The organism is Streptomyces sp. NPDC019937 (genome assembly GCF_040631655.1).
GTDB lineage: Bacteria > Actinomycetota > Actinomycetes > Streptomycetales > Streptomycetaceae > Streptomyces.
Genome location: NZ_JBEYAL010000005.1, coordinates 257,901 through 268,118 on the forward strand (window position 1 = coordinate 257,901; position 10,218 = coordinate 268,118).

Annotated in this window: 1 protein-coding gene; it reads left to right on the top strand. The window is 73.9% G+C overall.

Features of this window, described 5'->3' with window-relative positions; genetic code table 11:
* Positions 1-12: 12 nt before the first annotated feature.
* Entirely contained in the window at positions 13-10,209 is a 10,197-nt protein-coding gene (locus ABZ562_RS06810) for a type I polyketide synthase (RefSeq protein WP_361474954.1), read from the top strand.
* Positions 10,210-10,218: the final 9 nt, after the last annotated feature.

Below are 10,218 nucleotides of genomic sequence, written 5' to 3' on the forward strand. Positions count from 1 at the left end.
GGTGACGTTTTCGTGGCTAGCGCGAACGAAGAAAAGCTGCTCGACAATCTGAAGTGGATGACCACTGAGCTGCGCCGGGCCCGTCGCCGCCTGACCGAGGTGGAGGCGGACGCGCAGGAACCCATCGCGATCGTCGCGATGAGCTGCCGCTTCCCCGGCGGCATCGGCTCCCCCGAGGACCTGTGGCGGCTCGTCGACGAGGGCGGCGACGCCATTTCCGGATTCCCCGCCGACCGCGGCTGGGACATCGAAGGACTCGCCGACCCGGACCCCGACCGCAAGGGCACCTTCTACAACAGCGGCGGCGGATTCCTCGACGGCGTCGCCGACTTCGACCCCGGATTCTTCGGCATTTCGCCGCGCGAGGCGCTGGCCATGGACCCGCAGCAGCGGCTGCTGCTGGAAACCTCCTGGGAAGCCTTCGAACGTGCCGGAATCGACCCGGCCTCCGTCCACGGCAGCCGCACCGGCGTGTACGTGGGCGCCGCGGCCATGGGCTACGGCTCCGACATCCAGGGCGCCGCGGAAGAGCTGGAAGGGCTGATGCTCACCGGCGGCGCCACCAGCGTGCTGTCCGGCCGCATCGCCTACACCTTCGGCCTCGAGGGCCCGGCCGCCACCATCGACACGGCCTGCTCGTCGTCGCTGGTCGCCCTGCACTGGGCGGCCCAGGCGCTGCGTCAGCGCGAATGCTCGCTCGCCCTGGTCGGCGGCGTCACCGTGATGCCCAACCCCGATGTGTTCGTGGAGTTCAGCCGTCAGCGCGGCCTCGCCCCCGACGGCCGCTGCAAGTCCTTCGCGGCGTCGGCGGACGGCACCGGCTGGTCCGAGGGCGTCGGCGTCCTGCTGGTGGAGCGGCTGTCGGACGCGGTCCGCAACGGCCACCAGGTGCTGGCGGTCGTACGGGGCTCGGCGGTCAACCAGGACGGTGCGTCGAACGGTCTGACGGCGCCGAACGGCCCGTCGCAGCAGCGCGTCATCCGCCAGGCCCTGGAGAACGCCCGGCTGTCCGCCGCCGAGATCGACATGGTCGAAGCACACGGCACGGGTACGACGCTGGGCGACCCGATCGAGGCGCAGGCGCTGCTCGCCACCTACGGCCAGGACCGGCCGGAGGGGCGGCCGATGTGGTTGGGCTCGCTCAAGTCCAACCTGGGCCACACCCAGGCGGCGGCCGGTGTCGCGGGCGTCATCAAGACGGTCATGGCGATACGGCACGGGGTCATGCCCCGGACCCTCCACGTCGACCAGCCGTCCCCGACCGTCGACTGGTCGGCGGGTGACGTGTCGCTGCTCACGGAGGCCCGGCCGTGGGAGGACACCGGGCGGCCGCGCCGGGCCGGTATCTCCGCCTTCGGCGTGAGCGGCACCAACGCCCACACCATCCTGGAGCAGGCCCCGGAGCCGGAGGCCACGGAGAACGACGCTCCGGCCGCCGTCACCCCCGCAGTCCTGCCGTGGCTCCTGTCCGCCAAGACGGAGACGGCGCTGCGCGAGAACGCCCGCCGCCTCGCCGCTCACCTCGACCGCGCCCCCGCCCTCGGCGCCGCCGACATCGGCTACTCCCTCGCCACCGGCAGGGCCGCCCTGGACCACCGCGCGGCCATCGTGAGCACCGACCGCGACGCGCTACGGCACGCCCTGGACGCCCTGGCGCGGGGCGAGTCCGCACCAGGGCTCGCCGAGGGCCCGGTGGCCGGCGGACAGGTGGCGTTCCTGTTCACGGGGCAGGGCAGCCAGCGGCTGGGGATGGGGCGTGAGCTGTACGGGGCGTATCCGGTGTTCGCGGAGGCGCTGGATGCGGTGTGTGCGGAGCTGGATCGGCATCTTGAGCGGCCGTTGAAGTCGGTGCTGTTCGGGGATGACGCGGCGGTGCTGGATCAGACGGGGTTCACGCAGCCTGCGTTGTTCGCGGTCGAGGTGGCGCTGTTCCGGCTGGTCGAGGCGTGGGGTGTGAGGCCGGACTTCCTCTCCGGGCACTCGATCGGTGAGCTGGCCGCCGCGCATGTGGCGGGTGTGCTGTCGCTTGCGGACGCGTGCACGCTTGTGGCGGCGCGTGGGCGGTTGATGCAGGAGCTTCCGGCCGGTGGCGCGATGGTCGCGGTGCAGGCGTCGGAGGACGAGGTGGCGCCGCTGCTCACCGAGCGGGTGAGCATCGCCGCGTTGAATGGCCCGTCGTCGGTGGTCATCTCGGGTGATGAGGACGCGGCTCTGAAGGTCGCCGCTGCTTTTGAGGCGCAGGGCGTCAAGACCAAGCGGCTCGCGGTCAGCCACGCCTTCCACTCGCCGCGTATGGACGGGATGCTGGAGGCGTTCCGTGCGGTGGCCGAGGGGCTGTCGTACGAGGCTCCGCGCATCCCGATCGTCTCCAACCTCACCGGGGATGTCGTCTCCTCGCAGGAGATCACCAGCCCGGAGTTCTGGGTGCGGCATGTCCGTGAGGCTGTGCGGTTCCATGATGGTGTGCGGGCGTTGGAGGCCAAGGGTGTCTCCACGTTCGTCGAGCTGGGCCCGGATGGCGTGCTCTCTGCGATGGGGCAGGAGTGTGTCTCCGGTGAGGAGACGGCGTTCGTCTCCGTGTGCCGCAAGGAGCGCTCCGAGGTGGAGTCGCTGACGACCGCTGTCGCGCGGGCGTTTGTGCGTGGTGTGGGTGTGGACTGGGCTGGTTTCTTTGCGGGGACCGGTGCTGGTCGGGTGGATTTGCCGACGTATGCGTTTCAGCATGAGCGGTTCTGGTTGGAGCCGGGTGCGGTGTCGGTGGGTGATGTGGCGTCGGTGGGGTTGGAGCCGGCGGGGCATCCGTTGCTGGGTGCGGCGGTGTCGTTGGCGGAGTCGGATGGGTTGTTGTTCACGGGTCGGTTGGGTGTGGATTCGCATCCGTGGCTGGCTGATCATGTGGTGCGTGGTGCGGTGGTGGTGCCGGGTACCGCGTTCGTTGAGCTTGCGGTGCGGGCCGGTGACCAGGCCGGTTGTGACCATCTCGACGAGCTGACCCTGCACGCCCCCCTCGTGCTGCCCGCACGCGGCGGGGTCCGGCTCCAGGTCACCGTCGGCGCCCCGGACGACACCGGACGGCGGTCCGTCGCTGTGCTGTCCCGCGCCGAGGACGCCCCGGCCGAGGAGCCGTGGACGCGCCACGCCAGTGGTGCGGTGGTCGCGGGCGTGCCCCGGCCGTCGTTCGCGCTGGCCCAGTGGCCGCCGCAGGACGCCGAGGCGGCCCGTACCGAGGAGCTGTACGAGGCCCTGGCGGACGGCGGGCTGCGCTACGGCCCGGTGTTCCAGGGGCTCGACGCCGCCTGGCGGCGCGGTCACGAGCTGTTCGCCGAGGTCCGGCTGCCGGAGGCCGTCGCGGCCGACGCGCAGGCGTACGGGCTGCACCCGGCGCTGCTCGACTCCGCGCTGCACGCGCTCGGGCTGGACGGTCTGGGCGACGGCGAGAGCCAGGGGCGGCTGCCGTTCGCCTGGAGCGGGGTGTCGCTGTACGCGAGTGGCGCTTCGGCGCTGCGCGTGCGGCTGGAGTTGCGGGGCGCGGACGGTGTCCGGCTGGAGATCGCGGACACCTCCGGTGCGCCGGTCGCCGCCGTGGACTCGCTGGTCCTGCGCGCCGTATCGGACGAGCAGGTGCGGGCCGCGCGGGCGGCGTACCACGAGTCGCTGTTCCGGGTGGAGTGGACGGAGCCGGCGACCGGGACGACCCCGGGTGCGTCCCGCGGCGGCCAGTGGGCCGTGCTCGGCGACGCCGGTGCCTTGGGCGCCGAGATCGCGGCGTACGCGGATCTCGCGGCGCTGACCGAGGCGGTCGCCTCTGGCGCGGCCGTACCGGACTACGTGTTCGTGGCGCCCTCCACCGAGGGCGACGCGGTGCCGGACGCGGTGCGTCAGGCCACGGTCGGGGCGCTGGGCCTGGCCCAGGCGTGGCTGGCCGAGGAGCGGTTCGCCGCTTCGCGGCTGGTGTTCCTGACCCGGGGCGGGGGCGAGCCCCTACGCGACCCGGCGCAGGCCGCCGCGTGGGGTCTGCTGCGTACGGCGCAGGCCGAGAACCCGGACCGCTTCATCCTCCTGGACACCGACGGTCACAGCTCGTCGCTCGCGGCGCTTCCGGCGGCGCTGGCGGCGGGCGAGGAGCAGCTCGCGGTGCGTGCGGGCGTGGCCCGCGTGCCGAGGCTGGCCCGCGTGCGGGCCGTGAACACCGATCACACGGACGTGTTCAGCACGGACGGCACGGTGCTGGTCACCGGCGCGTCCGGCACGCTGGGCGGCTTGGTGGCCCGTCATCTGGCCGCCCAGCACGGCGTACGACGCCTGCTGCTGGTGAGCCGCCGTGGCGACCGGGCGCCGGGAGCGCCCGAACTGGCAGCAGAGCTGGCCGAGTTGGGCGCCGAAGCACACTGGGCGGCCTGCGATGTGGCCGACCGGGACGCGCTCGCGGCGACCCTCGCCACCGTCCCGGCCGAGCACCCGCTGACGGCCGTCGTCCACACGGCGGGCGTACTCGACGACGGTGTGATCGGCTCGCTGACGCCCGAGCGCGTCGCCCACGTCCTGCGCCCGAAGGTGGACGCGGCGTGGAACCTCCACGAGCTGACCCGCGAGCTGGACCTGACGGCGTTCGTGCTGTTCTCGTCCGCCTCGGGCGTGTTCGGCACCCCCGGACAGGGCAACTACGCGGCCGCCAACGCGTTCCTCGACGCCCTGGCCATCCGCCGCCGCGCCGAGGGACTTCCGGCCGTCGCGCTCGCCTGGGGCCCCTGGGCGGGCGCCGGCATGGCCGGTGGCCTGGACGAGGCCGACGTCGCGCGGATGCGGCGCGCCGGACTGCCGCCGCTGACCCCGGAGGAGGGCCTGGCGTTGCTGGACGCGGCCCTCGCCGGCGGCGAGGCGACAACCGCCCCGATGCGGGTGGACGCCGTGGCGCTGCGCGCCCAGGCCGCCGCGGGCACGCTCGCGCCGGTGCTGCGCGGACTGGTCCGGGTGCCGGTGCGGCGCGCGGTGGACACCGCCGCGGGCGGCGCGGCCGGGCTGGCGGAGCGGCTGGCCGGGCTGAGCGCGGCCGAGCAGGACCGGCTGCTGCTGGACCTGGTCCGTACGCAGGTGGCCGCCGTCCTCGGCCATGCGGGACCGCAGGCCGTCGATGAGGGCCGGGCGTTCAAGGACCTGGGCTTCGACTCGCTCACCGCCGTCGAACTGCGCAACCTCCTGCGCGAGGCGACCGGGCTGCGGCTGCCGCCGACCCTCGTCTTCGACTACCCGACCTCGGCCGCCCTGGTGGGCCATCTGCGGGACGAGATCATCGGAGACCGGGCCGAGGCGACCGTGCCCGACCAGGTGACCACCGCGGCCGACCAGGACGACCAGGACGACCCGATCGCGATCGTCGCGATGAGCTGCCGTTTCCCCGGTGGCGTACGGTCGCCCGAGGAGCTGTGGCAACTGCTGCTCGCGGGCGACGACGCGATCACCCCGTTCCCCGCCGACCGCGGCTGGGACCTCGCCACCCTCTACAGCGACGACCCGGACCGCGAAGGCACCAGCTACACCCGCGAGGGCGGCTTCCTGCACGACGTCGCCGACTTCGACGCCCCGTTCTTCGGGATCTCGCCGCGTGAGGCGCTGGCCATGGACCCGCAGCAGCGGCTGCTGCTGGAGACCTCGTGGGAGGCGTTCGAGCGGGCCGGGATCGACCCCGCGACGCTGCGCGGCAGCCGGACCGGCGTCTACGTAGGCTCCAACGACCAGGACTATCTGACGCTGTGGCTCAACGAGCCGCAGGGCCTCGAAGGCCACCTGGGCACCGGCAACTCCTCCAGCGTGGCGTCCGGCCGCCTCTCCTACGCCTTCGGGCTCGAAGGGCCCGCCCTCACCGTCGACACCGCCTGCTCGTCCTCAGTGGTGGCCCTGCACCTGGCCGCGCAGGCGCTGCGCAACGGCGAATGCTCGCTCGCGCTCGCGGGTGCTGTGACGGTCATGTCGACCCCCGGCGCGTTCCTGGAGTTCAGCCGCCAGCGCGGACTGGCCGCCGACGGCCGGATCAAGGCGTTCTCCGGTGACGCGGACGGCACCAACTGGGCCGAGGGCGTGGGCCTGTTCCTCGTGGAACGGCTCTCCGACGCCCGCAGGAACGGCCACCCGGTGCTTGCCCTCCTGCGCTCCACCGCCATCAACCAGGACGGTGCGAGCAATGGTCTGACGGCGCCCAACGGGCCCTCCCAGCAGCGCGTCATCCGGCAGGCCCTGGCCACCGCCGGGCTGTCGGCCACCGACGTCGACGCGGTGGAGGCGCACGGCACCGGCACGTCCCTCGGCGACCCGATCGAGGCGCAGGCGCTGCTCGCCACCTACGGCCGGAACCGGCCCGAGGGGCGGCCCCTGTGGCTCGGCTCGGTGAAGTCCAACATCGGCCACACCCAGGCCGTGGCGGGCGCCGCCGGAATCATGAAGATGGTCCTGGCCATGCAGCACGGCGCGCTGCCGCGGACGCTGCACGTCACCGAGCCGACCCCGCACGTCGACTGGTCGGCGGGCGACATCGAGCTGCTGACCGAGGCCCGGCCCTGGCCGGAGACCGACGGCCGACCGCGCCGCGCCGGCGTGTCGTCCTTCGGCTTCAGCGGCACCAACGCGCACGCGATCATCGAGCAGGCCCCGGCCGCCGATGCCGTCTCGTCGTCCGCTCCGGAACGCTCCCTGCCCGTCCTCGCCTGGCCGGTCTCGGCCCGCGACGCGGACGCGCTACGGGCCCAGGCCACACGCCTGCACGCCTACGCGGACGGCCACCCCGAGCTGCGCCCGCTCGACGTGGCGTACTCCCTGGCCACCTCCCGCTCCGCCCTGGAACACCGAGCCGTACTGCTCGGCCTGGGCGCCGAACACCCCGGCGACGCGCTGACCGCCCTGGCCGAGGGGCGCGATGCGTCCGGGCTCGTGACGGGCTCGGTGGCCGGTGGCCGGGTGGCGTTCCTGTTCACGGGGCAGGGGAGCCAGCGGCTGGGGATGGGGCGTGAGCTGTACGGGGCGTATCCGGTGTTCGCCGAGGCGCTGGACGCGGTGTGCGATGCACTGGACGCGAATCTCGAAACGCCCTTGAAGACGGTGCTGTTCGGGGATGACGCGGCGGTGCTGGACCAGACGGGGTTCACTCAGCCTGCGCTGTTCGCGGTCGAGGTGGCGCTGTTCCGCCTGGTGGAGGCGTGGGGTGTGAAGGCGGACTTCCTGTCCGGGCACTCGATCGGTGAGCTGGCCGCCGCGCATGTGGCGGGTGTGCTGTCGCTCGCGGATGCCGCGAAGTTGGTGGCCGCGCGTGGCCGTCTGATGCAGCAGCTGCCTGCCGGTGGCGCGATGATCGCCGTCCAGGCCGCCGAGGACGAGGTGGCGCCTCTCCTCACCGAGCGCGTCAGCATCGCCGCCCTCAACGGGCCCACCTCCGTGGTCATCGCGGGCGATGAGGACGCGGCCCTGGAGATCGCGGCGGGCTTTGCGGCGCAGGGTCGCAAGACGAAGCGGCTCACGGTGAGCCACGCCTTCCATTCGCCGCGCATGGACGGGATGCTGGACGCCTTCCGCGAGGTGGCCGAGGGGTTGTCGTACGAGGCTCCGCGCATTCCCATCGTGTCGAATCTGACCGGTGAGCTGGTCTCCGCCGAGGAGATCACCAGCCCGGACTTCTGGGTGCGCCACGTCCGCGAAGCGGTCCGCTTCCTGGACGGCGTACGCACCCTGGAGGCTCAGGGCGTCAGCACGTTCGTCGAGCTGGGCCCGGACGGTGTGCTCACCGCCATGGCCCAGGAGAGTGTCACCGGCGCCGACGCGGCGTTCGTGGCCGCGCTCCGCAAGGGCCGCCCCGAGGCCGAGGCCGTCACCACGGCGCTCGCCCAGGCGTACGTCCGGGGCGCCGCCGTCGACTGGGCGGCGTACTTCGCCGGGACCGGTGCGTCCCGCGTCGAGCTGCCCACGTACGCCTTCCAGCGCCGCCGCTACTGGCCCGACACCACCCCCAAGGGGGCGGCCGAGGGCGCCGTGGACGTGGTGGACGCGCGGTTCTGGGAGGCCGTGGAGCGCGAGGACTGGGAGTCGCTGGCCACCGAGCTGCGCGTCGAGGGCGACCAGCCGCTCAGCACGGTGCTGCCCGCGCTGTCGTCGTGGCGGCGCGCCCGGCGCGAAGAGTCCGCCGCCGATGGCCGCCTCTACAACGTGACGTGGAAGACGTGCCCGCACGCCCCGTCCGGTGCCCCCACCGGCACCTGGCTGACCGTCGTCCCCGCGAGCCTTGCCGAGGACACCCGGGTCGCGGCCGTGGCCGACGATCTGGCGCGGCGCGGGGTGCGTGTCGTACGCGTCGAACTGGACGTGGCGGACACCGACCCCGGCGCCCTCGCCACCCGCCTCACAGCGGCCTCGGATGGCCCGGTGGACGGAGTCCTGTCGCTGCTGGCGCTGGACGAGCGGCCGCACCCGGAACATCCGGCGGTGCCGGTCGGCCTCGCGCTGACCGGGGCGCTGGCCGAGGCGCTGGCGCGGCAGGGCGGCGACGCCCCGGCGCGGCTGTGGTGCGTCACCCGGGGCGCGGTCTCGACCGGCGCCGGCGACGAGCTGCACAGCGTCACCCAGGCCCAGGTCTGGGGCTACGGCCGGGTCGTGGCGCTGGAGCAGCCCGAGCGCTGGGGTGGTCTGGTCGACCTGCCGGACACGCTGGACGCGAAGGCGCTGGACCGGCTCGCGGGCGTGCTCGCGGGGGCCGACGCGCTCCGCGACGAGGACCAGGTGGCGCTCCGTTCCGGCGGGGTCCTCGTACGCCGCCTCGTACCCGCCCCGCGCGACGCGGCCACCGGGGCCGCCGAGCCGTGGACGCCGCGCGGCACCGTGCTGGTGACCGGCGGCACGGGCGCCCTGGGGCGGCACGTCGCGCACTGGCTGGCCCGCAACGGGGCCGAGCGGCTGGTGCTGCTCAGCCGCCGGGGCCCGGACGCCCCGGGCGCGGCCGAGATCGTGGCCGGACTGTCCGGCACCGACACCGCCGTGACCGTCGAGGCATGCGATGTGGCCGACCGCGAGGCGCTGGAAGCGCTCGTGGAGAAGCTGGCGGCCAACGGCACCCCCGTACGGGCCGTGGTGCACTCGGCGGGCATCTCGCAGGAGCCCGGCACCGGGACCGAACTCCCCGAGTTCGCCCGGATCGTGGCGGCGAAGACCACCGGAGCGCTCCACCTCGACGGCATCTTCGGGGAGGGCGCCGAACCGCTCGACGCGTTCGTGCTCTTCTCCTCCATCGCCGGGGTGTGGGGCAGCGGCGGCCAGGGCGCGTACGCGGCCGGAAACGCCTTCCTCGACGCGCTGGCCGAACAGCGCCGCGCCCGTGGCCTGACCGCCACGTCCGTGGCCTGGGGCCCATGGGCCGAGGGCGGCATGGCCGCCGAGGGCGACGCCGGGGAGCAGCTGCGCCGCCGTGGCCTGCCGCCGATGGCGCCGGACCTGAACATGGCCGCCTTCCAGCGGGTGCTGTCCCGCCGGGAGACCGCCGTGACCGTGGCCGATGTCGACTGGGAGCGTTTCGCCCCGGCCTTCACCGCCGCCCGCCCCCGCCCGCTGATCGACGACCTGCCGGGTGTCCGCGCCCTGCTCCAAGGCGCCGAGGGCGAGTCGGCGAACCAGGGGACGGAGGCGGATGCCGCGTCCGCGCTGCGCGAGCGGCTGGCGGGGCTTCCCGCGGGCGACCGCGAGGACGCGGTGCTGGAGGTGGTGCGCACCCATGTGGCCACCGCCCTCGGCCACGCCTCGGCCGACGAGGTCGACGCCGGACGCGCCTTCAACGAGCTGGGCTTCGACTCGCTCACCGCGGTCGAACTGCGCACCCGGCTGAGCGCGGCCACCGGCCTCCGGCTGCCCACCAGCCTCGTCTTCGACTACCCGAACCCGGCCGCGCTCGCCGCGCATCTGCTGGAGCAACTGGCGCCCGAGGAGCCGGGACACGTCCCGGCTGATGTGGACCTCGATCCGCAGGACGCCGCACTGCGCCGCACCCTGGCCACCATCCCGATGAGCCGGATCCGGGAGGCCGGTCTGCTGGACACGCTGCTCCAGCTCGCCGATCCGCAAGCAGCGACCCCTGGCACGAGCCGCGCCGAAGATGACGCCGAGTCCATCGACGACATGGACGTCCAGCACCTCATCGACATGGCGCTCGACCTCGACGGCCTCGACGCCACCGAATCCTGACGCGGCCCA